Annotated in this window: 26 protein-coding genes and 1 pseudogene; 16 read left to right on the top strand and 11 right to left on the bottom strand. The window is 71.7% G+C overall.

All coding sequences use genetic code 11. The features are described 5' to 3' along the window. Positions 1-220 (bottom strand): annotated as a pseudogene (locus tag QSK22_RS09730) (hypothetical protein); the annotation flags it as partial. Between the two features lie 887 nt (positions 221-1,107). Between QSK22_RS09730 and QSK22_RS09725 the strand changes: the two are divergent. Beyond that, the gene (locus QSK22_RS09725) at positions 1,108-3,027 is read left to right on the top strand and encodes a bifunctional NAD(P)/FAD-dependent oxidoreductase/class I SAM-dependent methyltransferase (RefSeq protein ID WP_285493702.1); all 1,920 of its coding nucleotides are present in this window, start codon (positions 1,108-1,110) and stop codon (positions 3,025-3,027) included. Between the two features lie 267 nt (positions 3,028-3,294). Beyond that, entirely contained in the window at positions 3,295-3,558 is a 264-nt protein-coding gene (locus QSK22_RS09720; RefSeq protein ID WP_285493701.1) for a hypothetical protein, read from the top strand. A gap of 197 nt (positions 3,559-3,755) precedes the next feature. Here the strand turns inward: QSK22_RS09720 and QSK22_RS09715 are convergent, their stop codons facing one another. Next, positions 3,756-4,331: a helix-turn-helix domain-containing protein gene (locus QSK22_RS09715; protein ID WP_285493700.1), complete on the bottom strand. Its 576-nt coding sequence runs from the start codon at positions 4,329-4,331 to the stop codon at positions 3,756-3,758. Between the two features lie 167 nt (positions 4,332-4,498). Between QSK22_RS09715 and QSK22_RS09710 the strand changes: the two genes are divergently transcribed. The 3 genes from QSK22_RS09710 to QSK22_RS09700 all read left to right on the top strand — a co-directional run bounded on the left by QSK22_RS09710 (position 4,499) and on the right by QSK22_RS09700 (position 7,136). Then, positions 4,499-5,188: a Clp protease N-terminal domain-containing protein gene (locus QSK22_RS09710; RefSeq protein ID WP_285493699.1), complete on the top strand. Its 690-nt coding sequence runs from the start codon at positions 4,499-4,501 to the stop codon at positions 5,186-5,188. 45 nt (positions 5,189-5,233) lie between these two features. Further along, positions 5,234-5,863 (top strand): AbeC-like domain-containing protein, encoded by a 630-nt coding sequence (locus QSK22_RS09705; RefSeq protein ID WP_285493698.1) that lies wholly within the window; start codon positions 5,234-5,236, stop codon positions 5,861-5,863. 523 nt (positions 5,864-6,386) lie between these two features. After that, on the top strand, positions 6,387-7,136 hold the full coding sequence (locus QSK22_RS09700) for an SDR family NAD(P)-dependent oxidoreductase (RefSeq protein ID WP_285493697.1): 750 nt from the start codon (positions 6,387-6,389) through the stop codon (positions 7,134-7,136). A gap of 249 nt (positions 7,137-7,385) precedes the next feature. Here the strand turns inward: QSK22_RS09700 and QSK22_RS09695 are convergent, their stop codons facing one another. Further along, positions 7,386-8,297 (bottom strand): helix-turn-helix domain-containing protein, encoded by a 912-nt coding sequence (locus QSK22_RS09695; protein WP_285493696.1) that lies wholly within the window; start codon positions 8,295-8,297, stop codon positions 7,386-7,388. A gap of 100 nt (positions 8,298-8,397) precedes the next feature. On the opposite strand from QSK22_RS09695, the gene QSK22_RS09690 reads away from it, so the two are divergent. After that, positions 8,398-9,279: an NAD(P)-dependent oxidoreductase gene (locus QSK22_RS09690; RefSeq protein WP_285493695.1), complete on the top strand. Its 882-nt coding sequence runs from the start codon at positions 8,398-8,400 to the stop codon at positions 9,277-9,279. Beyond that, the gene (locus tag QSK22_RS09685) at positions 9,279-10,058 is read left to right on the top strand and encodes an SDR family NAD(P)-dependent oxidoreductase (protein ID WP_285493694.1); all 780 of its coding nucleotides are present in this window, start codon (positions 9,279-9,281) and stop codon (positions 10,056-10,058) included. The genes QSK22_RS09690 and QSK22_RS09685 overlap by 1 nt, the downstream gene beginning before the upstream one ends. A gap of 164 nt (positions 10,059-10,222) precedes the next feature. On the opposite strand, the gene QSK22_RS09680 is transcribed toward QSK22_RS09685, so the two are convergent. Beyond that, a complete protein-coding gene (locus QSK22_RS09680; protein ID WP_285493693.1) occupies positions 10,223-11,185 on the bottom strand; it encodes an alpha/beta hydrolase in 963 nt (320 codons plus the stop codon). Positions 11,186-11,293: 108 nt separating this feature from the next. On the opposite strand from QSK22_RS09680, the gene QSK22_RS09675 reads away from it, so the two are divergent. Next, on the top strand, positions 11,294-11,776 hold the full coding sequence (locus QSK22_RS09675) for a MarR family winged helix-turn-helix transcriptional regulator (protein ID WP_285493692.1): 483 nt from the start codon (positions 11,294-11,296) through the stop codon (positions 11,774-11,776). 530 nt (positions 11,777-12,306) lie between these two features. On the opposite strand, the gene QSK22_RS09670 is transcribed toward QSK22_RS09675, so the two are convergent. After that, entirely contained in the window at positions 12,307-13,152 is an 846-nt protein-coding gene (locus tag QSK22_RS09670; RefSeq protein WP_285493691.1) for an MBL fold metallo-hydrolase, read from the bottom strand. A 100-nt stretch (positions 13,153-13,252) separates the two neighbouring features. Continuing rightward, positions 13,253-14,563 carry an MFS transporter gene (locus QSK22_RS09665; protein WP_285493690.1) on the bottom strand — a complete coding sequence of 437 codons (1,311 nt, stop codon included), beginning with the start codon at positions 14,561-14,563 and terminating at the stop codon, positions 13,253-13,255. A gap of 145 nt (positions 14,564-14,708) precedes the next feature. On the opposite strand from QSK22_RS09665, the gene QSK22_RS09660 reads away from it, so the two are divergent. From QSK22_RS09660 to QSK22_RS09640, 5 genes are all read left to right on the top strand, one after another. After that, the gene (locus QSK22_RS09660; protein WP_285493689.1) at positions 14,709-14,915 is read left to right on the top strand and encodes a hypothetical protein; all 207 of its coding nucleotides are present in this window, start codon (positions 14,709-14,711) and stop codon (positions 14,913-14,915) included. Continuing rightward, a complete protein-coding gene (locus QSK22_RS09655) occupies positions 14,902-16,284 on the top strand; it encodes an amidase (protein WP_285493688.1) in 1,383 nt (460 codons plus the stop codon). Before QSK22_RS09660 ends, QSK22_RS09655 begins: the two co-directional genes overlap by 14 nt. Positions 16,285-16,426: 142 nt before the next feature. Next, positions 16,427-17,071 carry a TetR/AcrR family transcriptional regulator gene (locus QSK22_RS09650; protein ID WP_285493687.1) on the top strand — a complete coding sequence of 215 codons (645 nt, stop codon included), beginning with the start codon at positions 16,427-16,429 and terminating at the stop codon, positions 17,069-17,071. 416 nt (positions 17,072-17,487) lie between these two features. Next, positions 17,488-17,757, top strand: coding sequence for a hypothetical protein (locus tag QSK22_RS09645; protein WP_285493686.1), 270 nt, complete (start codon positions 17,488-17,490; stop codon positions 17,755-17,757). Positions 17,758-17,933: 176 nt separating this feature from the next. After that, positions 17,934-18,485, top strand: a complete 552-nt coding sequence (locus tag QSK22_RS09640; RefSeq protein ID WP_285493685.1) for a TetR/AcrR family transcriptional regulator — start codon at positions 17,934-17,936, stop codon at positions 18,483-18,485. Between the two features lie 128 nt (positions 18,486-18,613). Here the strand turns inward: QSK22_RS09640 and QSK22_RS09635 are convergent, their stop codons facing one another. From QSK22_RS09635 to QSK22_RS09625, 3 genes are all read right to left on the bottom strand, one after another. Then, on the bottom strand, positions 18,614-18,775 hold the full coding sequence (locus tag QSK22_RS09635; protein ID WP_285493684.1) for a hypothetical protein: 162 nt from the start codon (positions 18,773-18,775) through the stop codon (positions 18,614-18,616). Between the two features lie 284 nt (positions 18,776-19,059). Further along, positions 19,060-19,785, bottom strand: a complete 726-nt coding sequence (locus tag QSK22_RS09630; RefSeq protein ID WP_285493723.1) for a DUF2218 domain-containing protein — start codon at positions 19,783-19,785, stop codon at positions 19,060-19,062. Between the two features lie 205 nt (positions 19,786-19,990). Next, positions 19,991-20,872, bottom strand: a complete 882-nt coding sequence (locus tag QSK22_RS09625) for a LysR substrate-binding domain-containing protein (protein ID WP_285493683.1) — start codon at positions 20,870-20,872, stop codon at positions 19,991-19,993. Between the two features lie 70 nt (positions 20,873-20,942). Here QSK22_RS09625 and QSK22_RS09620 point away from each other — a divergent pair, with 70 nt between their 5' ends. The 3 genes from QSK22_RS09620 to QSK22_RS09610 are packed head-to-tail and all read left to right on the top strand — an operon-like array spanning position 20,943 to position 23,520. Continuing rightward, the gene (locus QSK22_RS09620) at positions 20,943-22,139 is read left to right on the top strand and encodes a thiolase family protein (RefSeq protein WP_285493682.1); all 1,197 of its coding nucleotides are present in this window, start codon (positions 20,943-20,945) and stop codon (positions 22,137-22,139) included. Further along, positions 22,136-22,831 (top strand): 3-oxoacid CoA-transferase subunit A, encoded by a 696-nt coding sequence (locus tag QSK22_RS09615; protein ID WP_285493681.1) that lies wholly within the window; start codon positions 22,136-22,138, stop codon positions 22,829-22,831. The genes QSK22_RS09620 and QSK22_RS09615 overlap by 4 nt, the downstream gene beginning before the upstream one ends. Continuing rightward, the gene (locus QSK22_RS09610) at positions 22,828-23,520 is read left to right on the top strand and encodes a 3-oxoacid CoA-transferase subunit B (protein ID WP_285493680.1); all 693 of its coding nucleotides are present in this window, start codon (positions 22,828-22,830) and stop codon (positions 23,518-23,520) included. Before QSK22_RS09615 ends, QSK22_RS09610 begins: the two co-directional genes overlap by 4 nt. 145 nt (positions 23,521-23,665) lie before the next feature. On the opposite strand, the gene QSK22_RS09605 is transcribed toward QSK22_RS09610, so the two are convergent. Then, on the bottom strand, positions 23,666-24,955 hold the full coding sequence (locus QSK22_RS09605) for an FGGY family carbohydrate kinase (RefSeq protein WP_285493679.1): 1,290 nt from the start codon (positions 24,953-24,955) through the stop codon (positions 23,666-23,668). A gap of 2 nt (positions 24,956-24,957) precedes the next feature. Continuing rightward, a complete protein-coding gene (locus QSK22_RS09600) occupies positions 24,958-25,746 on the bottom strand; it encodes a class I fructose-bisphosphate aldolase (protein ID WP_285493678.1) in 789 nt (262 codons plus the stop codon). Between the last annotated feature and the right edge of the window lie 11 nt (positions 25,747-25,757).

The following is a 25,757-nucleotide window of genomic DNA, read 5'->3' as shown; positions in this document are numbered from 1 at the left end:
CCTCGGTGGGGCTGCCGCCCTCGATCCACGCCTTGGCGGCGGGGGTCTCGTGGCCGAGGCCGAAAAGCTTGTCGAGGAACGCCCAGGCGAACACCCAGCCCAGCGCCAGCCGGGCGACCGCCCACACATACCGTGCCGCGGGCGACTCGGTCAGCGGCTCCGGCAGGTGCGGACGCAGGGCCCGGTGCCCGCCGCTTGCCTCGCGACTGGTGACAGCCATCGCCATCTCACCTTCTCCGGGGGGAGTTGTGTCACCACCGACTCAACCGCCCGCCCCGCCGACGCGATAGGCGCGCAAGACTCGCGATCGGCAGGACATTGGTCCCGTTCGCACGGCGGTCGCACGGCCCCAAAGTCCTTGCGTCCGCCACGCGAGCCGTGCCGCAACCAAGATGCCGCTGGTCGGGGAGAAGGTGACGGGACGGGCGCCGCGGCGGCGGAGAAGGGGCGGCGCGAACAGGGCGTCTTGAGCCCAGTCGGCCCAGCCCGCGGGTTGCGACGCCGGTGCGCACGATCTTCGACCAGTCCGCCGCCGAGGAGGTCGCCGCCCAACCGCCCGCGTGATGAATCCGCTGGAGGCCAGGCATCTTGACGCGGCCGCGCATATGGACCGGGCTTGGGAGGATCCGCCAGTCTTCACCGCGTTCCCGCGGCAGAGCCGGCGGCGCCCTGATGACCGCAGCGTGATCACACGCCCCGTGGGCGCGGTGCGGATGGAGCAGATCGACGTGGCCCCAGGGCCGCCGCTACAGCTCCTGGCCGAAGCCAGGCTGCGAGTGATGAGCGGCGCCCCTTCCGGGGACGAGACCGACCAAGAAGCGATCACTACTCGATCTGCGGAAACAGATCACACGGAGGCCGGGTCATACACCATCCGCCGGACGTGACCGCGCCGTCGTGTACGACCTCGTCTGCAGCAGAGCAGGGATCACGTGCGCATAGGAGACCCGCTTTGCATGACCCGCTGACCCACCGGATGCTCCGCGACATGGCACGAATGGACGGCCGCTGTGGCGCGGCTGTCAGCCGGCGAATCCGGTGGGAGGGCGCACCGGCCGAAGAGGCCTGACCCCGTGACAGCAGGACGTCTTCGCGGTCTCCAGGTTCTTGCCCGCTGATCGGCGGCATGCCGGCGACCGGGGCGGCCGGTCGGAGCTGGTCGCCTCGGCGAACGCCTACCGGGCGACCGTGACCGTCCTGGTCGCGCTCCTGCCGGACCGGCCGCCGTTCGGCGTGCTCGAGGCCGGCACCACCCCGCTCGGCCTGGGCGGGGCGATCGCCCGTCCGGGTGCCGTCGCCGCCGGGGTGGGGTTCGGACTGGGCGCGTTCACCGTGCTGGGCGTGCGCGAACGAGCTCTGGGCAAGGGCGCCGAGAGGATCTCGGCGGATGCGCGGGCCGGTCTGAGGACGGGCGTCCGTGTTTGCGATTTCCGCAAGTTTTGTGGCCCCTCCCCGTTCCCGGAACCGATCGTGGTCTCCATGACGCAGAACTTCGATGTCGCGGTGCTCGGCGGCGGTGCCGCGGGGCTGAGCGGGGCAGTGTCACTGTGCCGGTCCCGGCGTTCGGTGGTCGTGGTCGACGCGGGGTCCCCGCGCAACGCGCCCACCGACGCCGTGCACGGATTCCTCTCCCGCGAGGGCATCAGCCCGGTCGAGCTCGCCAAGATCGGGCGTGCGGAGGTCGAGCGCTACGGCGGACTCGTGCTGCCCGCCACGGCCGTCGCGGCGCGCCGTACCGACCGCGGGTTCGAGGTGACCCTCGACCACGGTCAGACGATCACGGCGCGGCGGTTGCTGGTGACCACCGGCCTCACCGACGAGTTGCCCGACGTCCCCGGGGTGGCGGAGCGCTGGGGCCGCGACGTGGTGCACTGCCCGCACTGTCATGGATGGGAGTTGCGCGACCGAGCCGTCGGCGTCCTCGCCACTCACACCGAGTGGGCCATGCGCCAGGCGCTGATGTTCCGGCAGCAGACACCGGAGGTGACCTTCTTCCAGCACACCGCGCCGGCACTCACCGAACAGCAGGCGGCCCAGCTGAGCGCCTGGGGAATCCCCGTGGTCACCGGGTCCGTGGCGTCGCTGGAGGTGGCCGACGACCGGATCACCGGCCTGCGGCTGGCCGACGGCACGGTCGTGGCCTGCTCGGCGGTGACCGTCGCGCCGCGGCTGGTGGCCAACTCGGCGCTGCTCAAGGGCCTCGGTCTCGAACCGGCCGCGCACCCGATGGGCGTCGGCGAGTCGATCGCCGCCGACCCGACGGGGCTGACGGAGGTGCCCGGCGTATGGGTCGCCGGCAACGTCACCGACGTCATGGCGCAGGTGATGAGCTCGGCCGCCGGCGGAGCGTCGGCGGCGGCCGCGATCAACGCCGACCTCATCGCCGAGGACACCGAGCTCACCCTCCGCGTGCTGTCGCGGGACCACTGGGAGGAGCGGTACGAATCGGGGAAACGGGTCTGGAGCGGCAAACCCAATCCGCAGCTGGTCGCCACCGCCACCGACCTTCCGCCCGGTACGGCACTGGACGTCGGCAGCGGCGAGGGCGCCGACTCGGTCTGGCTCGCCTCGCGCGGCTGGAAGGTCACCGGGGTCGACGTCGCGCAGGCCGCGCTGGACAGGGCCGCCCGGCACGCGGACGAGGCCGGCGTGGACGTCACGTGGCAGCGGGCCGACGTCACGGCTTGGCAGCCCGCACCGGCGCAGTTCGACCTGGTGTCGGCGCAGTACCTGCACCTGCCCCGGCCCGCGCGCGAGGCTCTGATCCGCCGCCTGGCCACGGCCGTCCGCCCGGGCGGGACGCTGCTCATCGTCGGTCACCACCCGGCCGACCTGAAGGTTGCGACGCTACGGCGCCCGCCCCTTCCCCACCTGATGTTCACGGCCGAGGAGATCGCCGGCGTGCTGGACCCGGCCGAGTGGGACCTCACCACCGCGGCCCCAGAGCGCCCGGCCACCGACCCGGACGGACAGCCGATCACGCGCACCGACGCCGTCCTGCGCGCGGTGCGACGCGCGGCCGGCTGACCGCCACGACGACGAACGCCACAACGACGACGACGGAACGCGCAACGGCAGGCGAGGAGCTGCACCGGACAGGCCGGAGGGGCTCCCCGCCGTTGCCGGGGCCGCGCCTCGGCTGGTGGGTGCTCAACGTGGACCGGCACGTCCCGGAGGTGGGCGTGGTGATGAAGCCTCTTTTCGCCGGCCGAACGGTTCGTCCCCCAACTCGATCCTGTCCGGCTGAAGCGGCGGCCACAGCGTCGACCTGCGGCGGCTCACCCGGGAGGGCACATGTCTGCACGGCTGGCTGGAGTCGATCGAAGCGGCGCCCGACGGCCGCCCCTCCGCCCGGCCTGCACGGAGCGCGACCTCGACGCCGCCGGAGTCGGTTCGGTGGTGTGGGCGACCGGCTACCGGCTCTGCTTCGCCCGGGTCGATCTGCCCGTGTTCGACGAATGGGGATACAAGCGGCTCACCAGGGGTGTCACGCCCCGGGCGGTACGCGGTAGAGCCGCCCTGGCCGCACTCCGCGAGGTCGTCGGTATTAGGACCTGACGCCGTGTCCAGCCGTCGAGATCCGTTGTGAGGCTCGGGAGGTCGGCCCGTACATCGCGGGAGAGCCCGAACAAGGTCGTCTGCTCAGCCGTCAGCAGCGCACCTGGGCAGGGGAAAAGATGGCGTCCACCAAAGTCTCGGGAATAACGACACCGCTGTTATCGGACGATGGCGCGCACCGAGGGTCGCTCGACCCGTCATCGCGGCACGGAGCGCGCGCGGAGGTGGAAGCGTTCGCCCTGATGGCCGAACAGGATGAGCACCTCGACCGGGGTGGGGTCGGCGCTGTCGAACCAGTGCGGCACACGGGTGTCGAACTCGGCCGCCTCCCCCTCGGTCAGCACCAGCTCCTGGTCACCCAGGCGCAGCAGAAGACGACCGCTGAGCACGTACATCCACTCGTAACCCTCATGGGTCTTCTGTTCGGGCGGGCGGCGCCCCGGCGGAATGACCACCTTGTGCGCCTGCACACCCCCGGCCCGGCGGGACAACGGAATGAACGTCATGCCCCTGTGCTGCACCGGACGCAGATGGATACGCGGATCACCGGTCGGCGGCGCGCCGATCAGCTCTTCGATCTGCACCCGGTACGCCTGCGCCAGTGGCAGCAGCAGGTCCAGCGTGGGACGGCGGCGACCGGCCTCCAGCCGCGACAGCGTGGACACCGAGATGCCCGTCTGAGCGCCCACCTCGGCAAGGGTCATCTCGCGTTGCTTGCGGATCGCGCGCAGCCGCGACCCGACCATGGCCAGCAGCTCGTCCGTATTCGCCATTTCCGCGACTTCAGTGGCCCCTCCCGCCGAGGCAACCGATCGTGGACGCCATGACGCGGAACTTCGATATCGCGGTGCGGGACGGTGAGCCGGCCCGTGGTCACGTCGCCTCATACCTGTCATCTTCACGTTGACAACCACTCCGTGTCAACCTAGGGTTGACACATATGGAAGCACCAGTGCGGCTCGGTGACCTGATCGAACGCGTGACCGCGTCTCACCCGGACGGCGACGCGCTCGTGCACCTTTCCGACGCGATGGCCCTGTCCGAGCTGCTCGACGACCTCTCCGACCGGCTCGTCGGGCATTTCGTGCAGGCGGCGCGCGAAGCGGGGGCGACCTGGGCCGAGATCGGCAGAACGATGGGAGTGACCAGACAGGCCGCCCAGAAGCGATTCGTCACCAGGCCCGGGAACGTCGCCGCACTCGCGGGGGTCGCCGAACGGTGGACTCCCCGTGCACGGGCGATCTTGCACGCCTGCCAGGACGAGGCGCGCGCCGCCGGGCACAACTACGTGGGCACCGAGCACATCGTTCTCGCCCTGCTGAGCCAGCCACAGGGCCTGGCGGCGAAGGCCATCGCCGAGAAGACCACGCCGCAGCGGTTGCGCGCGGCGATGAGCGAGGTCTTCGGGCCGCGGTCCGACGACCTGTCGGGAGAATTCCCCTACACCCCACGAGCCACGAGGGCCATCGAGCTGAGCGCAAAGGAGGCACAACGGCTCGGTCACGACTATGTCGGAACGGAGCACATCCTGCTCGGAGTCCTCGCCGAGGGACATGGGGTCGGTGCGCAGGTCCTCCATCGACTCGGCATCGACCAACGCGGCGTGGAGGAATGGCTGGCCGCCCAGTGACACCGGACGACGACCGGCCAGGGCTCGTCCCGAGCGGTCGCGACGGTGACACCGTCGCTGACGGCCGGGCTTGCCGGCATGTCACCGGCGGACCTGTGGCGGCAGGCGGTCTGCCTCGTCGCGGTGATCGCGGTGATGGTCGCCATCGGCGCAGCGTTCTTCCAGATCTCGATGAACAGTGTGTGCAACGGCGCCATGGCGGAACCGCGGGCGACCAGTCGCCGGATATCGGCGATCGCCGAGCAGCAACGTCGCCCTTACGTGATCTATCGCAGACTGCTGTCCGCTCCCGAGGAGGCAGAGGACCCCTTGGAGCGGATTCGACGGCGTATGGACGATGAGGTGAGCCAGTTCGTGGGTGCGGGCAAGCTCGTCCACCGGTGGATTCCGCCGCTCACCGTCCAACTCCTGCGCGAGAAGGGGGACGAGAACGAGCCGCTGGAGATGCGCGAGTGGGCGACACCGCCGTTCGCGGCACATGATCTGGTGCGACGCCTGGCCGCGGCGGTGCGACTGCTCGCAGACGAAGCGGAGGCCACTCGGCTGCCCGGCCTGACCGTGCGCGACCGGCTCTACGCCGCCGAGGCGTCACCAGCTGCACCTATTGATGGCGCCGATGATCAGCATCGCGAACTCCCTCTTCCCGGAAGCAGCCGTTTGCATCACTGTAGATAGCCACCCCACTGACCAGGGAGGACGTGCGTGACCACTCCATCGTCGAGTCGGCCGGAGAGCATCGACCACATCGATGCCGAGCAGGCGATCGCTAATGCTGCGCGCCATGGCGCGGACGACGTGTTCTTCATGCCGCTCCAGTGCTCCACGCAGTGGGACGGATGGGCCACATCTCCGACCACGGCACGGCCTGCAACGGGCGCAAGGGTCCGAGAGCGGTGACCGGCGAGGGTGACCAGATCACCGGGATCGAGACCGCTGCCGCTGCCATCGCCGCGCTGGGGCCGACATCCGGCACTGGACGAGGCGACCTGGTGCCCATCCGCACGGGACGGCTCGTCCGAGCCCGCCGTGAGGGTTGGGGCGCCTATGCGGGCGGCGCTGCCCCAGGGCTGTCCTTCTGGACGGCGGACTGGCTGTACACGACGCCGGTCTGGCCACCGACACGCGGGGGTTCGAGGTCCGGCCCGATGAGTTCCCGCCCGCGCCCCGGCCGGCGGGCGCGTGCCGCGTGACCGGGCGGATGGAAGGCAAGGTCGTCGTCGTCACCGGAGCGGGACAGGGCCAGGGCGCCGCCGAGGCCAGGCTGCTGGCCGCCGAAGGCGCGACCGTGATCGGCGTCGACCTCGGGGAGACACCGGCCGAGGACCTGCCCGGGGTGCGGTACCGGCGGCTCGACGTCACCGACGCCTCGGCCTGGACCGCTCTCGGCGACGCCCTGCGGGCCGCCCACGGGCGGGTGGACGGCCTGGTCGCCAACGCCGGGATCACCTGGCGCGCACGCCTGACCGATCTGGATCCGGCCGATCTGGTGCGGGTCGCTCAGGTCAACGTGACCGGCGTGCTGCTGGGCGTCCAGACGCTCGCGCCGCTGATGCCGCCGGGCGGTTCCATCGTCTGCGTGGGGTCCGTGGCCGCGTTGACCGGGCACTTCCCCGCCGCCTACACCGCGAGCAAGTGGGCCCTGCGGGGCCTGGCCAAGGTCGCGTGCCTGGAACTGGGGCCGCGCGGGATCCGGGTCAACACCGTTCACCCCGGCTACATCGAAACGCCGATGACCGCTTCGGCGGCACCGGCTTTCCGCGCCGCGAACGTCGCGGAGACCCCGCTGGGACGTACCGGCACCGCGGACGAGGTCGCGCCGGTCGTCCTGTTCCTGCTCAGCGATGAGGCGTCCTTCATCTCCGGTGCCGAGATACCCGTCGACGGCGGCCTGACCGCCCACGGCGGGGTCAAGTCGATCCGCGACGCGCTCTTCATGGAGGACCGATGAACCGGCCGACCGGAGAAGCCGTTCCTGATCAATGGCGCCACGGGGCAGTGCCGTTGCCAGTGCATCGCCACACCGCTGGCAGAGGCGGCATCGCCGCCATGACCAGTTCCGGTTGCTTCGGCACATATGCCGGTGACGTGGGAGGGGCGGTTCGGCCGCGCGCCGCGGCCGAGCAGCAGGTGTGCCGGCGAGGGCTCGGCCAGCCGCGAAATCGGTTACCGACCGTGACTGAAGGAGTCGTGTGATGGATCACTCGTAGGCGAACTCACGCATTTGCGTGAGTTCGTCCTGCGTTTCAGGGGCGCCGACGTCGCGGAGTTCCCGATCGCCCCTGTCGCTTCGGTGGAGCATGGTGAGCAGTGCAAGGCGCTCGGCGTCCTCGGTGCCGGGCTCTGCGGTGTAGACCATGATGCGAAGGTCGCTGCCCGCCACGCTGAGCACGTCGCAGTCGAGCGTCAAGGTGCCGACATCGGGATGGACGATCGTCTTGCGGCCCGCCTCGTGGCGACCGGCGGCACCGGTCTCCCACAGTTCGGCGAACCTGTCGCTGTGCGCGCGCAGATCCGCGACCAGCCGCTTGAGCCGCCGGTCGCCCGGGTAGCGCGCGGTGACCGCACGAAGGTCGGCGACCAGCGCGACCTGCAGGGCGTGCCGCGACTCCGGGGTGAGCCGCACCCGGTCGCTCAAACCGAGGAAGTTGCGCCACACCCCGTTGCGCTCGTGCCCGGTCCAGCCCGCCGGATCACCCATCAGGGCGGCGTAGGGCGGGTTGGCCACGAGCAGTGTCCAAGCCGCGTCGAACACCGCGACGGGAGTACCGGTCAGCCGGTCCAGCATGCGCCGCACGCTGGGAGTGAGTTCGGAGGGCACGCACTCCGCCCGGGGCGGCTGGAGTCCGCCCAGCCGGAACAGGTGTGCGCGCTCGGCGGCCGACAGGCGAAGAGCCCTGGCCAGCGCTTCGATGACCTGCGCCGACGGGTTGGTCGCCCGGCCCTGTTCGAGGCGGGTGATGTAGTCGGCCGAAATGCCCGCCAGGTGGGCCAGCTCCTCGCGACGCAGCCCCGGGACGCGTCGTTGGCCACCGGAGGGCAGTCCCGCGGCCTCCGGCGAGGTCCGGTCGCGCCACCGGTGCAGGGCCTGCCCGAATTCCGTCGTCCCCATATTCCTCCAGTATGTCCGCCCGGTCGCACCGCCTGGTACTGGCATTCCTAGGAAGCCCAGGGATCTGGCTGGCCGTCCCGAGCCGACGCAGCATTGCGGCATGGACACCGATCGCGAACGGCCGCCCGTCGGTTTCATCGGCCTGGGCGACCAGGGCCTGCCCATGGCGACGGCCATCGCCGAGGCGGGTTTCCCCCTGCACGCCTGGGCGAGGCGTTCCGCCTCCCTGGACGGCCTGCGCGGCGTGCCGCACGCCCGCCACGACGACATCCGGGGTCTGGCCGCAGCGTGCGACATCGTCGCGTTGTGCGTCAGCACCGACGAAGACGTTCTGCAGTTGGTCACGGGCGGACTGCTGGAGGCCCTGCGTCCGGGTGCGGTCGTGGTGAACCACGGCACCGGCCTTCCCTCCAACGCGGTGCGGCTGACCGAGATCTGCGCACCGGCCGGGGTCGAGGTCCTGGACGCACCGGTCAGCGGAGGACGGCCGGCCGCGGAGGAACGACGGCTGACCACCCTGGTCGGCGGACCGCGGACGGCCGTGGAGCGTTGCGAGCCCGTGTTCGCCTCGTTCTCCCGCCACGTCGTCCATCTCGGCGGCGCGGGTGCCGGGCAGACCGCGAAGCTGTTCAACAACGCGCTGCTGGCGATGAACCAGGCCGGCATCGCCGAGATCGTCGATCTGGCCGCCGCACAGGGCATGGACCCGGCGCGGCTGGTCGGCGCGCTGAAGCTGGGCAGCGCCTCCAGCGCCGCGCTGACCCTGCTGAACACGATGGTCACCCTCGACAACGTCGAGCACCTGTCCCGGGTCGAGGCGCTGGACATGGAGCTGTTCGACACCGCGATGCGCGAGGCCGGCGTGGATCCCGGCGCGGTGACCCAACGCGGCATGGCGGGCGCACGCGGGCTGTCCCGGCTGCTGCACTCGCTGAACTCGAAAGGACCGGCCGCGGCGGCCGGCCACGGAAAGGAACGATGATGAGCAGGCTTGCACTCGTCACCGGTGCCACCTCCGGCATCGGCAGGGCTTTCGCCGAACGCCTGGCCGCGGACGGCTACGACCTGGTGCTGGTGGGCCGGCGGAAGGAGCGGCTGGACGAGTTCGCCGACGCGCACCCGCAGGTTGCCGTGCGGACCGTCACCGCCGACCTGTCCACCGGCGACGGCATCGACGAGGTGGCCCGGATCTGCGCGACCGAGCCGCTGACCATGCTGGTGAACAACGCGGGCGTCGCCCACTACATGCCGCTGGCCGAGCTCCCCGCCGACAGGGCCGCCGAAATCGTCGGCGTCAAGGTCCTCGCGCCCACGATGCTCACCCGCGCCGCCGTCGCGGGCATGCAGGAGCGCGGCGAGGGCACGATCATCAACGTCTCCGGCATGATCGCCTTCAGCGGTCCCGCGCCGCACTCGCAGATGCCCCGCCGTGCCGTCTACGGCGGAAGCCTGGCCTACCTCGTCGCGCTGTCCCAGATCCTGAGCGCGGAACTGGAGGGCACGGGAGTCCGGGTCCAGGTCGTGTGCCCCGGTGTGGTGGCCACCGAGTTCCACGAGCGCCAGGGCATCGACATGAGCGCGCTGCCCCGCATGGCGGCCGACGACGTCGTGACCGCCAGCCTGCGCGGCCTGGAGCTGGGCGAGACCGTCTGCGCCCCGGGCGTCGAGGACGCCGGCCTGCTCGACGCGGTCTTCCAGGCCGACCTCGCCGCCTTCGGCGCGCAGAGCCCGGAACTCGCCACGCGCTACCGCTCCGTCTGAACCGAACCGGCGCGGCCGCCTGGATCACGGCTGCGCCGCGGACCTGACGACTCGCCGCGAGAACGATCGGGAGATCGGCTCGCAGCGATCGAACGCCGTCCGGCCCGCGACATGGGACGGTGGCCCGGCGCCGAGCGCCGGGCCACCGTTTTCCGTTCGGCCTGTCAGCGGGTTCCGAGCGCCTCGGCCAGGAAGCCGGTCGCCTGCCGGATCGCCGCATCGGCCGCGTGCGTCCCGCGCAGCGCGTTCAGCATCACGAAATCGTGGATGATCCCCTGGTAGCGGACCGCGGTGACGGGGACGCCGGCCTCGCGCAGCTTCCTCGCGTACGCCTCGCCCTCGTCGCGGAGGACGTCGGCCTCGGCGGTGATCACCAGCGCGGGCGGCAACCCCGCCAGCTGCTCGACACCGGCGCGCAGCGGCGACGCGGTGATCTCGTTGCGCTGCGCCTCGTCGGTCGTGTACTGGTCCCAGAACCACTGCATCGCGTCGCGGCGGAGGAAGTACCCCTCCGCGAACCGGTGGTACGACCCGGTGTCGAAGGCGGCGTCGGTCACCGGGTAGAAGAGCACCTGCGCCGCGAACCGCGGGCCGCCGCGCTCCTTGGCCATCAGCGTCAGCGCGGCGCTCATGTTGCCGCCGACCGAGTCGCCCGCGACGGCGAGACGAGTGGCGTCGAGGCCCTTGTCGGCGCCGTGCTCGGCGACCCACCGCGCCGCGGCGTAGCTCTGCTCGATCGCGACGGGGTAGCGCGCCTCGGGGGAACGGCTGTAGTCGGGGAAGACGACCGCGGCGCGGGCGCCGACGGCGAGCTCGCGGACGAGCCGCTCGTGCGTGTGGAAGTCGCCGAACACCCAGCCGGCGCCGTGGATGTAGAGGATGACCGGGAGCACGCCGGTCACGCCCTCCGGCCGCACGATCTTGACCGGGAACTCGCCGACCGGGCCGGCGAGGCGGAGCTCCTCGATCTGGGCGGCGGGCATGTCGATCTCGCCGGACTGCACCTCGTCGACCGTCTCGCGGCCCTTCACCGGGCCGAGGTCGAAGAGGTAGGGCGGCTTGGCCGTCGCGTTCGCGAACTCCTGCGCCGCCGGCTCGAGCACGACGTCGTTCGTGTTGGTGGCCATCACTGTCTCCTCACTGGGGCTGTTGCTCTGTTGCCGGGCAAGAAGCTAGCACACAACTACCTCGTGCACAATCTAATCTTCCGTGATTGGATGCGGTACTCTTTGTGCATGTCCGCAACTACAGACACCGAGGTCCCGATCGAGGACTACCTGTGCCTCGCCCTGTGGAAGGCCTCGCGCTCGATGACCTCGCTCTATCGCGATCTGCTGGACGAGCTGGGGCTGACGTACCCGCAGTACCTGGTGATGCGACTCCTCTGGCAGAAGGGGCCGCAGCCGGTGAAGGAGATCGCCTGCGTCCTGCAGCTCGACTACGGCACGCTCTCGCCGCTGTTGAAGCGGCTCGAGGCGGCCGGGCTGGTGACGCGCTGCCGCCGACGCGACGACGAGCGTTCGGTCGAGATCGGGCTGACCGACGCCGGCAAGGCGCTTCGCGCCAAGGCCGACGACGTCCCCACGCGTCTCACCTGTTCCATGGGACTCGACACGCAGGCGAGGGGGCAGCTGCTGCAAATGCTCAAGCAGCTGAACGAAACCGTCTGCGCGTCCGCCGAGTCCGGTGACCGGAAAGAGAAGCCCGCGAAGAAGTGACCGCAGGCAAGCGTGCTCGAACGAGCACGGAAGCCGAGGGAGAAACCGCGGGCGGGACAGCCCTGACGAGAGCCCGGCCGCCCCGGCGGCGGCCGGAGGCAGACGACGCACGGGCGCAGCGGCGCGTGACGGGCGCTCTCCTCCAGGGCGCGGGCGCAGGCGAACACCGCCTCGCCCGCGCCCTGGATCCTCCGGCTGACGTCATCGGCCTGTACGCGCACGGCATGACCGCCTGTGACACGTCGGACTGAAACAGGGCCGCAACACTCGGGCGGCGAGGAGCGCGTGGGGGCGGCAGGTCGCCCTCGTTCGCGACGCGTCGGCGTGGCCGTCGCCCGCGCAGGACGGCCGACAGCCGGCTTGCGCGAAGGGCGCAAGCCGGTGAACGGTCATCACTTCGTCCGGCTCCATCGGCGATGACGGAGCGCATGCCCGCTCCTGGGCCGTCCGGTCGCGGACGCCCAGGACGTCCACCCGCACGCACTCGGTGCGACGTGGTGCGCGGCACGTCCCGGGTGACGCGATCCGCTTCAGCCGCCGACGGGCGTGACCCTTGAGGGAGCCGGGACCAGTCGGTACCCGCCGTCCTCGCGCCGCACGTGTCCGGCGGTCGGCGGCGGGAAGTGGGTCCCCAGCAGGAGAGTCGACGTACCGGCCAGTGCGCCGAGCAGCCGCTTGCGGGTCCTGACCGCCAGTTCGGGAGCGATGTCCACACAGCTGCAGAGCTCGGGATGCGCCATCTGGACCGGGTGGTGAATGCTGTCGCCGGTGATCAGTGCGGTCTCGCCGCGGCTGCTCAGCTCCACCGCCACCTGCCCCGGTGTGTGGCCGGGGGCGGGCAGCAAACGGATGCCCGGCGCGATGTCCGTGCCCTCGTCCGCGACGTCGATGAGGTCGAGCAGACCTGCTTCCCGGACGGGATGGACCGAGTCCCGGAACATCTGCCGACGGGCCTCCTCCATGTCGACGCCCGCCCAGTAGGTCCACTCGGTGCGCGAGGTGAGATAGCGCGCGTTCGGGAAGGTGGGCACCCAGGCGTCGCCCTCGGCACGCGTGTTCCACCCCACGTGGTCGGCGTGCAGGTGGGTCAGGAGCACGACGTCGACGCTCTCCGGCGCGAAGCCCGCGGCCCGCAGCCGCGCCTCGTAGTCGGTGTCCAGGTCGTGCCAGGCGGGGTTGGCGCGCGGCTTGCCGTTTCCGATGCCGGTGTCCACCAGCACCCGCATGCCGTCCACCTCGACGGCGAAGCTGTGGCTTGCCAGGCGCAGGACGCCTTGTCCGTCGGCGAAGTCGGGGCTCAGCCAGGGAGTCCGGCCCACGAGGTCGATGGTCGCCTCGGGCAGCAGCCACGGACCGGTCTGAGGGGGCAGGGTCACTTCGTCGATGCGTCGTACGGTGAGGTCGCCCACCGTCCAGGAAGAGGAGGGGGCGTAGCCGACTTTGTCGTTTGCGACGAGGTGAACACGACGACCTTCCTTACCTGTTGCGCGTTGCGGGGACGGAGATGTCTGAAGCGGGTGCGTCGAGCGAGGAATCGCTCGTTGCGGGGCGGGGGTGGACGTCCGGGGTCGGTGTCCGGCGCCGACCGCGCAGCTGCGCGGTGAACGTCGCGACCGCGGCGGTCGCCAGTACTGCCATGCAGCCGGCATAGGCCAGTGCCGCCGCACGCAGTCCGATGCCGGCGGTGAGGGCGCCGGCGCCGATGGCGGGCAGGCTCATCGCCAGGTAGCTGAGTACGTAGTAGGAGGCGAGCGTGCCGCCCTTCTCCCGGGCGGGGACCGAGTCGACGACGGCGCGCAGCGCCCCCTGGGAGACGGCTCCGAAGCCGAACCCGGCCAGTGCCGCCCCTGCGAAGAGAAGTACGGGGTCGGCGAGGTGGAGGGCGCCCAGGGTCAGGACGGCCGCCGGAACCACTGCTGAGCTCCCGAGCAGAGCGGAGACGTCGGCGCGCATCCTGCGCGTGAAATACACCGTCGGGGCGGCGGCGGCCGTCAGCGTGAAGAAGACCATCCCGTCGGCGTAGTCGGGTCCGCCGGGGGCGATGAGCCGTGTGAGGCCCGGTCCCAGGGACGAGTAGAAGCCGCCGAGGGCCCAGACGGCGACGACGCCGGCGCCGTTGAGCAGGAGGGTGCGGGCGGCCGGCGGCGGCAGCGCCAGGCGGGGCCGCGTCGAGCGCAGAGCTCCGGGACGGCGCCGGACGGTCTCGGGCGTCGGGACGAGGGCGATGGCCTGCGCGGCGAACACGGCGATCAGGGCCGCGTACACCGTGAGCGTCGGAACGGGGGCGAAGCGCACCATGAGGGTGGCCGCCAGGACGCCGACCGCCATGCCCGTCACCGGCGCGATGCTGTTGGCCAGAGCGGGGCGCCCCGGACGGACGGGGTCTTCCAGGTCGAGGAGGGCCGCACCGGCCGCGCTGGTCGCCGCCCCGGTCGCGATGCCCTGCAGCACGCGGGCGACGATCAGGGCGGTCAGGCCGCCGGCCGCCGCGAACAGCGCCATGGAGGCGATCTGGAGCGCGAGCGCGCCCAGGAGCACGGGGCGGCGTCCGAGATGGTCGGAAAGGGTGCCGGTCGTCAGCAGCGCGATCAGGAGCGCCAGGGCGTAGGCGCTGAAGACCACGGTGATGTCGAGGGCCGACAACCGCCACTGGGCCTGGTAGCGGGGGTACAGCGGGGTCGGTGCGCTGGATGCGGCGAGCAGCGCGATCAGGATCGAGGCGTGCAATGCGAACGGCAGGCGTCCGGACGGGGAGGTGCGGGGGGCGCGAGGCCCGCGGGGACGCACGACACGAGGTCCTTCCTACTTAAAGCTAATGGTTTGCTTTAAGGTACCGTAGGCCCTACGCTCACCTAAAGCAAATTATTTGCTTTTACGGCGCCCGGGTCTGCGCGGGCCGGCCCGTCGCGCCGTACCGATCCACGAGGAAGCCATGACCAGCGAACTCACCCCCCAAGAGGCAGCCCGATGGGCGCTGCGGGCGGGACTCCCCCTCGGGGACGACCGGCATGCGGAGGTGGCCATGACGGCCGACCACATCCACTCCGTGATCAGCACGCTGCGCGAGATCGACTTCGGGGAGACCCCTCCCGCATCCTTCTACCGAGCCGGACAGGAGAACGCCGATGCAGCCGTTTGAGCTGTCGCTGACCGAAGCGTCCCGTGCGGTGCGCGCACGGGAGCTGTCCCCCGTCGAACTCACCGAATCGGTGCTCGCCCGTATCGACGCCGTCGAAGGACGGCTGGGCGCCTACGTCACCGTCGCCGCCGACGCGGCCCTTGCCGCAGCGGTCCGCGCCGAACGGGAGATCTCCGAAAGCGGACCGCGCGGACCGCTGCACGGGATCCCCATGGCGCTCAAGGACCTGATCGACGTGGCGGGGATGCCCACCACGGCGAGCTCGCACGTCCGCGCGGGGCACGTGGCGGAACGCGACAGCCGGGTGGCCGAACGGCTCGGCGCCGCCGGGGCCGTCCTCCTGGGCAAGACGCACACGCACGAGTTCGCCTACGGCCTGACCACTCCGCAGACGAACAACGCCTGGGACCAGAGCCGGGTCGCGGGCGGGTCGAGCGGCGGCTCGGCGGTGGCCGTCGCCACCGGCGGGGCTGTGTTCGCCATGGGGACGGACACGGGCGGTTCCATCCGGGTCCCCGCGGCCCTGAACGGCGTGGTGGGCCTCAAACCGACCTACGGCCTGGTCCCCCGCACGGGTGTGACGTCGCTGTCCTGGTCCCTTGACCATGTGGGGCCTCTCGCCCGCACCGTCCAGGACGTCGCGCTGGTGCTGTCGGCGATCGCCGACCGCGACCCGGCGAGCGTGTCCGGCCCCGTGCCGGACCGCTTCGCGGGAGGCGACCTGCGGGGATTGAAGGTCGGCGTACCGCGGAACCACTACTTCGACCGCGTCGCGCCCGAGGTCGAGGAGTCCGTGCGCGGCGCGATCGAGCGGCTGGCGGAGCTGGGGGCGGAACCCGTCGACGTCGAGATCCCGATGGCGCGTTACATCCAGGCCGTTCAGTGGGGGCTGATGGTCCCCGAGGCCACGGCGTACCACGAGCGGTCGCTGCGGGCCGTCCCCGACCTGTACGCGGCGGACGTCCGCGTCCTGCTGGAGGCCGGGGAACTCACCTCCGCGGGCGACTACCTCCGCGCGCAGCGGGCCCGCACCATGATGCGGGACGCCTGGGCCCGCATGTTCGACGACATCGATGTCCTCGCCGCGCCGACGGTGCCGATGACCGCCGTCGAGAAAGGGCAGGAAGCCGTCGAGTGGGCCGACGGCACGACCGAGACCGTGTCGGACGGCTACGTCCGCCTCTGCGCCCCCGCCAACATCACCGGCGTCCCGGCCCTCACCCTGCCGGTCGGTCGCGACCGCGCCGGACTTCCGATCGGCATGCAGCTGATGGCGCGCCCCTTCCACGACGCGACGGTGCTCCGTGTGGGCCGGATCTACGAGGAGTCGGTGGGCGGCGCGGGGCGACTCGCTCCCCTCGCCGCCTGAGAGGAGGCGGACGTTCCCGCCGACGTGCGGTCGCGTCGCCGTCCGGGCGTCCGCCGTGCTCGGGCGCCCGGACGCGCAGCCCTGCGGGTCGCCGACCTCGGCCACCGCCTAGAAGCAACAGATGCGCATTAAGGTGGGCCGCATGAGTCCCCGGCCCATGGTCCGCCCCGGCGGGCGCAGCGCACGCGTACAGGAGTCCGTCCACGCGGCGGTGCGTGAACTGCTGGAGGAAGTGGGCCGCGACGCGCTCACGGTCCCGATGGTGGCCGCTCGGGCGGGCGTGACCCCCTCCACGATCTACCGCCGCTGGGGCACCCTGCAGGAACTCCTGTCCGACATGGCCGTCGAACGGCTGCGCCCGGAGACCGAACCGGCCGACCTCGGAAGCCTGCGGGCCGATCTCGACGCGTGGGCGGAACAGTTCCTCGACGAGATGGCCTCGCCGTCCGGGCGCGCCTACATCCGGGACGCCCTGATCGGCGACCCCGACGGCACCAATGCCGGCCAGTGCTCGGCGTATGCCGCAAAACAGATCGACACTTTGTTGGCCCGTGCGGCGCAGCGGGGAGAACCGGCACCCGAGACGGAAGTGGTCATCGACCGTGTCGTGGCGCCGATCATGTACCGCATCCTCTTCCGCCCTGGCCGACTGGACGCCGCATACGCCCGCGAGCTCGTGACCAACGCCTTGAGCGCCCTGCAGAACGATGCCGGCCCCCGCCCCGCCCAGGCCGCCGAGCACACGGAGAAAATGCCCCCATCAGGCGGTGGCCACGACGATCGCTGATCGCCCTTCTTGCGGTGGTCGCCGGGCGAACGGCTCCTGGGAATGACCGCCATCGGCGCGATCCGCTCCGCGGCGAGCCCGGCGCCGCGGAGGGCACCGTCTCTGCTGCCGGCTACCTGCAGGGCACCGCGTTGGCCGGTCGTCCGCCGCCGGCAGGCGCACTGGTCTCGCCACTGACGCCGCCCGGGCGGTCACGCGAGCCGTCCGCCGCAACCGACGCCGAGGGAGCGTGAGCGCGTGTACGACATCCAAGCGCCGGACGGACCTCCGGTCGAAGGCAGCGTTGGATCGCATCCTGGAACGTCTGGGGACGTGGTGTCCTCCGGCGCCGCGACCCCCGCCGACGTCGATCTCCTGGCCGAACGGCTCATCGCCCGCGGCGTGCGGATGGTGCACGAGCCGCGTACGGCGCCGCAATGGGCGTCGAGGGCGCATTCTTCCTGGGCCGCGCCCTCGCCGGCCGCGATCTGACCGACCCGGTCGAGGTCGCGGCGGCGTTCCGCGCCTGCGAGGAACCCCGCAAGGAGCACACCGCCCGGCAGACGGGACTCGCCTACCGCAACGGCCGGATGTTCCACCACATGCCCGTCCCCTGCGGCCGCTGCGCGACCTGGTGCTCGAGCACACCCCTCTTCTCCAGCGCCTCATGGAACGTATACGGCCCGGCTCGATGCTGGAGCAACTGATCCTCATCGAATCCCAAGCGGCGGCAATGCCCTGACCCCGCGTGAAATGCACCGCCCAGCGGACCGCAAACCGGGCGGTGCATTTCCCTCCCCCGCCTTTTGCATGATTTTTTCGCGCCGTTGAGAGAGGCGCGGTCCGGCGCGGTGTTGAATGAGCGGAAGGGGGAGAGCGCCCGATGGACGAGGCGGACGAGAAGGTTCTGGTCGTGGCCACCCGGTTGTTCGCGGAACTGGGCTTCGACACCACGACCCTCGGGATGATCGCGGACGCCGTGGGAAAGGAGGCCGAGGAATCGAAACTCCTCCGCCTCGGCAAGCGGCAGATCTACCGCGATGCGTTCGCTCGCCTCCACGCGATGGAGATGGCCCGGCTGGAGTCCGCGGCACGAGAGGTACCCGACGGCCCTGAAGGCGTCCACCACCTGGTGGACGCCTTCACCGACTTCGTGACCGAGCATCCCGAGTTCCCCGCCCTGTGGTCGCAGCGCTCCCTCAAGGACGCGATCGACCTGCGTTTCCCCGAGAGGGAATTCCCGCCGCCCCTGCTGACCGTGCTGACCTCGCGTTCTTGGCAGGGGCTCCGGCGGGACATCGACCTGGAGCTGCTCAGCTGGATGATCATCTGGACCGTGTCCTGCTACGTCTTCCACTCTCGCGTCAGCGAACAGGATTTCCCCTTCGGCAATTTTCGTCGCCGCCTCCATGCCCTCCTCGATCAGATTCTTTGAATCGCCGGTCGGGACTTCGGAGGACGCACGGCGCTACCGGGATCGTCCGCAGTGCTCCGGCCTTCAGGTCGGGGGTGAGGGAGCGCCGATCCGCGGTCAGGTCGGATCGGCGCTCGATGGGCTGTTGCTCAGCGGGCTCGGACGGACGGGTTCCGCCGCTCGATGTGCTGCCGCAGGATGCCGATGGGAGCGCCGCCCACCGATCCGGTGAAGCAGAAGCCCGACCACGGCTTGTTCGCCGGGTGGCGGTGACGGGCCAGGTCGGGGAGCTCGGTCCGCGACCTGCGCAAGGACACGCCTTGCAGCGAGGTGGCCAGGCGCGACCGGTGTTCGGTCCTCGGTGTGCTCGACGGCCCCGAACCCTGCACGTCCGCTTCTGGGTGTGCCCGGCACGACCGGGACGTCAACACTGCGCGCAGCATCCTCGCCGCCGGGCTGGCCGAGAGGCGAAACGTTTGCGGAGGGACCGCAAGCCCCGCCGCCCGGCGCGGCGGGACCCGGCGGAACAGGAAGCCCGCGGACGTGCCGCACACACGGCACAGGCTGACTCCCCGACCTTCAGCCGGGGAGCGCGTCAGGGCGGTGTTCCGCTGCGCTGCACGGTGCCCCGGGTGCCGTCGCCGCGGGTCCACTCGACGAGGAGTTCATCGCGGGTGCCGAAGCGCACAAGATGCCGCCCGACGACGTCCTCCAGGCGGGCCTGGCCGTCGGCAGCGGTTTCGAGGCGCAGGTCGAGCACGCCTTCGCCGCAGGAGAGTTCGACGCGGCCGCCGCCGTCGAAGTCGATCCAGCCGGTGGCCGACTCGTCGTCCCATTCCCCCGTGGCGCGGCGGCCCAGGTGCGAGACGAGCTGCTTGCCGTAGCGGCCTGGGCGGTCGGTGCGGACGGAGGCGGTGCTGACCACCCGGTCGGCGTCCGACATGGCTTCCTCCGCTGAGAATCGGGTGCAGGGTTTCGAGGATGTGCCGGTGGGCTGATCGCGGCGCCGGAGCACGGTGGCGACGGGTGCGGCGTCCCAGGGGCTTCCTTCCCACTCGCCGCCCGGGCAGCCCATGCGGCCGGTAACCCCCGGACGCGCAGGCTGCTCCCCGCTACGGCAGGGTGTCCCCCCGATCAGCACGAACGTCATCAGGCAGGGACTGTCGGACCTGTTCGACCACGCGTGGGCGGTGCCGCGCTGGACGAGGACGTCGCCGGCCTTCATCAGTACTTGCGTCTCATCGAGGACGGCCCAGATCTCGCCGCTGAGCACGATCGCGTACTCGACCGACTCCGTCGTGTGGAAGGCGCGCGGCTCGATCTCCTTTCCCTCCGAGTCGAAACGCCAGTCCTCGTCCGAAAGGCAGTTCCAGGATGCGGAAGACCGAGCCGTCGTACACCCGGGTCCTGAGCTCGCCGAACCGGGGCGAGCAGCGGGTCAGGACCTGGTCGCGGTCGCCAGGAAGACCGATAGAGCTCGACAGCACCAGAACGTGTCGCGCGGCGATGGGCGACGGTCGCGGTTCTCAGAAGAGCCGGCGGATGACCTGGACCGTGCGGGCCAGGTGGGGTTCGTCGCGGTCGGCTCGGTGGGCGACGGCCAGTTCGATCGACACCGTCGGCTGGACCAGGGGCCGGTAGACGACACCGTCGAGAGCGAGCGCGGTCACCGGTTCGGGCACGACCGCGGCGCCGAGGCCGCCGGCGACGAGGGTGATGAGCGTCGAGGTCTCCCCCACTTCGTGCCGGACGCGCGGCTCTACGCCGGCGTCGCGCATGAGGCCGAGCACGACCTCGTGCATCACCGAGTGGCGGCCCGCCGAGTACGTGATCAGGTCGGCGCCGGCGAGGTCGGCGGCGCGCACCCGGTTCTTGGCCGCGAGCGGATGCTCGGCCGGGAGCGCCGCCACGAGGCGGTCGCGGCGCAGGGTGTGGACGGTGAGGGAGGGGTCGGCCGCGGGCGGGCGCAGCAGCGCCACGTCGATCGCGCCGCTGTGCAGCGCCTCGACCTGGTCCGGGGCCAGCATTTCGCCGCGGAAGGTGAAGTCGATGCCCGGCAGTTCGGCGGCGAGACGGCGCGAGAGGGTCGGCAGCAGGCTGTAGGTCGCCGAGCCGACGCAGCCGAGGGTGAGGTGGCCGACCGCGCCGGCGGCGACCCTGCGGGCGTGGTCGGCGGCCTCCTCGACCTCGGCGAGGATCACCCGCACCCGGTCGAGGTAGGCGCGGCCGGCGTCGGTGAGTTCCACCCTGCGCGTGGTGCGCTGGAACAGCGCGACGCCGAGCCGGCCTTCGAGCTGCCTGATCGCCTGCGAGAGCGGGGGCTGGGCCATGTGGAGCCGCTCGGCGGCACGCCCGAAGTGGAGCTCCTCGGCGACGGCGACAAAGTAGCGGAGCTGCCGCAGATCCATATTTCTAGCATCTCAATTGTTATAGATATTGATACTTCACCATATTAGTCTGGTGCTCTAGTGTCGAGCCATGAGCAGTGCGTTCCTCTACAGCGCCGTGCGGACCCCGTTCGGCAAGTTCAACGGCGCGCTGGCCGACGTCCGGCCCGACGATCTGGCCGCCGCCGCGATCGGCGGCGTGCTCGCGCAGACGCCGTCGCTGGATCCCGCCGCGATCGACGAGGTCGTCTGGGGCAACGCCAACGGCGCCGGCGAGGAGAACCGCAACGTCGGCCGGATGGCCGCGCTGCTGGCCGGTCTGCCGACCAGCGTGCCCGGCACGACGGTCAACCGGCTGTGCGGCTCCAGCCTGGACGCGGCGATCGTCGGCGCCCGCGCCATCGAGACGGGCGACGCGCAGATCGTCCTCGTCGGCGGGGTCGAGTCGATGACGCGGGCGCCGTGGGTGCTGCCCAAGCCGTCGCGGGCCTTCCCGGCGGGCGACGTCGCCGCGGTGTCGACGACGCTGGGCTGGCGGCTGGTCAACCCGCGGATGCCGAAGGAGTGGACCGTCTCGCTGGGCGAGTGCAACGAGCAGCTCCAAGAGCGTTTCGGCATCTCCCGCGAGCGCCAGGACGAGTTCGCCGTCCGCTCCCACCGCCTCGCGCACCGGGCGTGGGAGGACGGCTTCTACGACGCGCTGGTCACCCCGGTCGCCGGACTGGCCCGCGACGAGGGCATCCGCCCGGGCACCGGCCTCGACAAGCTCGCCGCGCTCAAGCCGTCGTTCCGGCCGGAGGGCACCATCACCGCGGGCAACGCCTCCCCGCTCTCCGACGGCGCCTCCGCGGTGCTCCTCGGCGGCGAGTCGGCGGCGGCGGCCATCGGCCGCGACCCGCTCGCCCGGATCATCGGGAAGGGCGCGATGGCGCTGGACCCGCGGGAGTTCGGCTACGCCCCGGTCGAGGCCGCCAACCGGGCGCTCGCCCGCGCCGGGATCGGCTGGGACCGGATCGGTGCGGTCGAGCTCAACGAGGCGTTCGCGGTCCAGTCGCTGGCCTGCGTCGACGCCTGGCTGAAGGACGGCCTGCGCGACCCCGGGATCGTCAACCAGCGCGGCGGGGCCATCGCGATCGGGCACCCGCTGGGCGCCTCCGGCGGCCGGATCCTCGGGACGCTGGCCGCCGTGCTGAAGGAACGCCGCGAACGGTACGGCGTGGCCGCCATCTGCATCGGCGTGGGCCAGGGGCTCGCCGTCGTCCTGGAGAACCTGGAGGTGGCGAAGTGAGCCGGGCCGCCGTGCTGGAGTCGACCGACGAGGCCGTCGCCGGGATCGAGGACGGCTCCACCGTCCTGGTCGGCGGCTTCGGTATGGCCGGGATGCCGTTCGACCTCATCGACGCCCTCATCCGGCAGGGCGCCAAGGACCTCACGATCGTCTCCAACAACGCCGGCAACGGCGACGTCGGCCTGGCGGCGCTGCTCGCGGCCGGCCGGGTCCGCAAGGTGGTGTGCTCCTTCCCGCGGCAGGTCGACTCCTACGTCTTCGACGCGCTCTACCGCGAGGGGAAGGTCGAGCTGGAGGTGGTGCCGCAGGGCACCCTCGCCGAGCGGATGCGGGCCGCGGGCGCCGGGATCGGCGCGTTCTACTGCCCGACCGCGGTCGGCACCCCGCTCGCCGAGGGCAAGGAGGTGCGCACCATCGGCGGACGCGACTACGTGCTGGAGTATCCGATCAAGGGCGACTACGCCCTCATCTGCGCGCATCGGGCCGACCCGATGGGCAACCTCGTCTACCGCAAGACCGCCCGCAACTTCGGCCCGGTGATGGCGACCGCCGCCACCACCACGATCGTCCAGGTCGACGAGGTCGTCCCGCTCGGCGGGATCGACCCGGAGGCGGTCGTCACCCCGTCCATCTACGTCGACCGCATCGTCGCGGTCGAGTCCCGCCGCTACACCGTCCAGGGGGCACGATGACCACCGACGCCACCGCCGTGGCAGGCCCGGCGCGCACCGCCGGAGCGCCGGTCACCGCCGACCGTCCGCTCAGCATGGACGAGGTGGCCGCCGTGATCGCGCGGGACATCCCGGCCGGCGCGTACGTCAACCTCGGCATCGGCCAGCCCACCAAGATCGCCGACCATCTACCCGAAGAGCTCGGCGTCGTCCTGCACACCGAGAACGGCATGCTCGGCATGGGCCCGAAGGCCGAGGGCGACCGGATCGACCCCGACCTCACCAACGCCGGCAAGGTCCCGGTCACCGAACTGCCGGGAGCGGCGTACTTCCACCACGCCGACTCCTTCGCCATGATGCGCGGCGGTCACCTCGACATCTGCGTGCTCGGCGCCTACCAGGTCTCCGAACGCGGCGACCTGGCCAACTGGCACACCGGCAGGCCCGACGACATCCCCGCCGTCGGCGGCGCGATGGACCTCGCGATCGGAGCCAAGAACGTCTACGTGATGATGAAGCTCTTCACGAAGTCCGGTGCGCCCAAGCTGGTCCCGCAGTGCACCTACCCGCTCACCGGCGTCGGCTGCGTCAGCCGGGTCTACACCGAGGTCGCCGCCTTCGAGCTGCGACCCGACGGCGTCCACGTCCTGGAGACGTACGGCACCACCGTGGACGAGCTGCGCTCACGCCTCGACGTCGAACTGCACTGACCTCCCCCGCGCCACGGTGCGGACCGGGGCCCACCCCGGTCCGCACCGCCTTCGCGACCTTGCCGTAGCACCCCGGTCCGCAACCGTCAACGGCGTAACCGTTTCGACCGACACGTTCTCCTAGCACGGGCGAGGGTGGACCGGGTCACGAGCGGGCTTCGGGGATGGTTTCGCGGACTGCGACAGGTGTGATCGGGCCGGGCAGGGTGAGCTGTGCCGCGCCCAGGGCGGCGAGTTCCGGTTCGGCCAGGACGCGGTACGGCGCGCCCACCGCTGCGGCTTTGAGCCTCATCCAGCCCGGCGATCGTGTCCATCCGCCGGTGCCGTAGACGGCCTTCGCGCCGGGCGCCAGGCCGCGCACCGCACAGGCGCCGGCCTTCGCGAGCTGCCACACCGCGGCGGCCGCCCGTTGCTCGTCGGTGAGATGCCGGGCCGCCGGCGTCCAGCGGGGAGGCTCGCCGCCCTCGGCGCCCGGGACGAAGATCTGCGAGTCGGGCGGCGGCGGGGCGAGGTCGCCGGCCAGGACGGCGTCGAGGTGGGCGGCCAGGCCCGAATCTCGCAGCCAGGACATGTTGCGCTGCAGTTCCAGCACGGTGAGGGCGGTCCGGCCGGTGCCGAGGATCGCCGGTGACAGGTCGGCGTCGCCCGGCGGTGGCCCGGTCCCGACGGTCCGGACGATGACCTCCGCGGTGCCCATCGAGTCGAGCGGTGCGCCGGGGTCCTGGCGGTGCACGACGGACGCGGCGACGGGGTGGTCGTGGCCGCCCGCGACGACGACGGCGTCGGAGGCGAGCAGCCGGGCCAGGCGCGTGCTGCGCAGCTCGCCGACCACCGTGCCGGCGGGGACGACCGGCGGGAGGAGCTCCAGCGGCAGGAACGGGGCGACCCGGTCCAGATCCCAGGCGCCCGGTTCCAGCAGCCACGCCCCGGTGCGGGCGGCGAGGCTGCCGGACATGACCGCCCGGCCGGTCCAGCGCAGGGCGGGGTAGTCGGTGCACGCCACCCAGCCCGTCGCCGCGGCGATCTGGTCGGGTGGGAGCAGCGCCCATGCCGCGACGGTGCGGCTGGCGTCCAGTTCGACGCCGTAGCGGATGCGGTCGCCCGGGCCGCGGAGTTCTGCGAGCCGGTCCAGCACGGTGCGCCGGGTCGGGTCGAACCACGCCAGCGCGGGGCCGAGCGGCCGCCCGGCGGTGTGCAGCACGCCGTCCTCGCCGATGCCCGCGACGCAGACCCCGCGCAGCCGGGGACGGGCGATGCCGCGGGCGGCGGTGAGGATCAGCTCTTCGATGGCGTCGACGAGCCGGTCGGGGTCGGTGCGCAGCCCCGTTCGCGGCGTGGGCCGGGCCGCCCGGGCGAGTACGGCGCCGGCGCCGTCGGTGAGCAGCACCTTGATGTTGGTGCTGCCCAGGTCGGCGCCGGCCCAGACGTCCTGCATGGTCAGACGGTCTCCGGCGCCCGGCCGGCGGTGCGCAACAGGGCGGCCAGCCGGTCGACGATCGCGTGCGCGTCCGGCAGGTCCCGCTGCCAGATGTTGCGGCCGACGATGATGCCGCGGGCGCCCGCCACGACGGTCTGCCGGACCGCCTCGACCGTCTGGTCGGCGTCGCCCGCGCGGGGGCCGCCGGCGATGACGACGGGCAGGCCGAGTTCCTCGACCAGGCGGCGGGTGCCCTCCTCCCCGGGGAACGCGATCTTGATGATGTGCGCGCCGAGGTCGAACGCGATCCGGGCGGCCTGCTCCTCGGCCGCGACGACCTCGGCGGTCCGCGGCGCGCCCAGCATCACCGGTTCCAGCATCAGCGGGATCTGCCACCGCTCGCAGTCCGAGACCACCCTGCCGATGCGGGTGACGAGCGCGGCCTGCTCGGCCTTGGTGGTGTTCCACGGCATCAGCATCTTCACGCAGTCCACGCCGAGCCGGACGGCGTCCTCGACGGAGGCCTGCAGCGCGCCGGAGCCGGCACCGGCGTCGGTGTAGTGGTAGAAGGCGTCGATGGCCATGACCCGGGCCAGGTGCGGCCGCCGGGCGAAGTACTGTTCGGTGCGCACGACGAGGCCGGGGCTCATCATGAAGCCGGTGACGTCGTCGTCGCCGAACTCCTCGACCACCGCGGCCGGGTTCTCCAGCCCGGGCAGGCGGTCGAAGATGAGCCCGTGGTCGACGGGCATGATGATGGCCACCCGGTCCTGGGGGAGCGTCCGGGTCATGCGGTAGGCCATGGTCATGGAGGTGTGCC

It is taken from the genome of Actinomadura sp. NBRC 104425 (genome assembly GCF_030269545.1).
GTDB classification, from domain to species: domain Bacteria; phylum Actinomycetota; class Actinomycetes; order Streptosporangiales; family Streptosporangiaceae; genus Spirillospora; species Spirillospora keratinilytica.
The sequence above is the reverse complement of the archived record's forward strand: the minus strand, read 5'-3'. Positions and strand labels throughout refer to the sequence as shown.